The following is a 1716-nucleotide window of genomic DNA, read 5'->3' on the forward strand; positions in this document are numbered from 1 at the left end:
GCGGTGAGGAAGAGGCAGGCGATCGCGGCAACAGCCGGGACCGCCAGCATGACGGAGAGGATCGGGAAGCCCTGCATCACGCGATCAACCCAAAATGGCCCAGGTGACGGCCGCGGTCAGGCCGATCAACATGACGAAGGCATAGCTGTAGAGGTATCCCGTCTGGAAGCGCGCCGCACCCTTGCTGCCGAGCTGGACGAGCCAGGCGACACCATTGGGGCCGAAGCGGTCGATCGTCTTCTCGTCGCCACGGTGCCACAGGAACCGGCCGATCGCGAAGGCGGGGCGCACGAAGAGGAAATGGTAGATCTCATCGAAATACCATTTGTTGAGGAGGAAGCGGTACAGGATGCGGAACTGGTCCGCGAACTTGGCCGGGAACTCCGGTGCACGGATATAGGTCAGATACGCGGTCAGCAGACCGAGCAGCATCACCACCGTCGCCGACAGCTTCACCCACACCGGCACGCCGTGCATCGAATGCATCAGATGCTCGTTGAAGGCGATCGCCCCCTTCCAATAGGTCTCGCCCGCGTCCGGCTCGATGAACCAGCCGTGGAAGACGAAGCCCGCCGCGATCGCACCGATCGACAGGACGATCAGCGGGATCAGCATGACCAGCGGGCTCTCATGCGGATGATAGCCGCCGGTGCCTTCCGGCACATCGTGATGACCCGCGTCGTGCGCATGCGGCTCGTGCCCGGCATCTTCCGAATGCGCGTCGTTGTGATGCGCATCATGAGCGTGGCCGTGCGCATGATCGTCATGGCCGTGGCCATGCGCGTCATGGATGGCATGCTGGATATGCTCCGACCCGGTCCAGCGCGGCTTGCCCCAGAAGGTCAGGAACATCAGGCGCCACGAATAGAAGCTGGTCAGCAGCGCAGCAATCACGCCCGCCCAGAAGGCGAAGCCCGAACCACCCGCATAGGCGACCTCGATGATCGCGTCCTTCGCGTGGAAGCCTGCGAAACCAACTGCCATCGGGTTGCCGAACAGCGCCGGGATACCGACGCCGGTGATCGCCAGCGTACCCATCATCATCGCCCAGAAGGTGAGCGGGATGTGGCGACGCAGGCCGCCATAGTAACGCATGTCCTGCTCATGGTGCATCGCGTGGATCACCGAGCCAGCCCCCAGGAACAGCAGCGCCTTGAAGAAGGCGTGCGTGAACAGGTGGAACATCGCCGCGCCATACGCGCCGACGCCCGCCGCGAAGAACATGTAACCGAGCTGCGAACAGGTCGAATAGGCGATGACGCGCTTGATGTCGGTCTGCACCGTGCCGACGGTGGCGGCGAAGAAGCAGGTGCAGGCACCCACCACCGTCACGACGCCCAGAGCGGTCGGCGAGGTTTCGAACATCGGAGACAGGCGGCACACCATGAATACGCCCGCGGTCACCATCGTCGCCGCGTGGATCAGCGCCGACACCGGGGTCGGACCTTCCATCGCGTCCGGCAGCCAGGTGTGGAGACCCAGCTGCGCCGACTTGCCCATCGCGCCGACGAACAGCAGCAGGCAGAGCACGGTCATCGTGTCGAACCGATAGCCCAGGAAGCCGATGGTCGAACCCGCCATGCCCGGCGCGGCGGCCAGGATCTCGGGGATCGACACCGTCTTGAACACCAGGAAGGTGCCGAAGATGCCGAGCATGAAGCCCAAGTCGCCCACACGGTTGACGACGAACGCCTTGATCGCTGCCGCATTGGCCGA

At 64.2% G+C, this 1716-nt stretch carries 1 protein-coding gene; it reads right to left on the minus strand.

What is annotated here, in order from left to right:
* Nucleotides 1-84: 84 nt before the first annotated feature.
* Nucleotides 85-1716 (minus strand): NADH-quinone oxidoreductase subunit L (gene nuoL, locus U1700_RS14370; RefSeq protein WP_332753377.1); only part of this gene is annotated, 1632 nt, incomplete at its 5' end.

The organism is Sphingomonas sp. RB1R13, assembly GCF_036663775.1.
Classification (GTDB): domain Bacteria; phylum Pseudomonadota; class Alphaproteobacteria; order Sphingomonadales; family Sphingomonadaceae; genus Sphingomicrobium.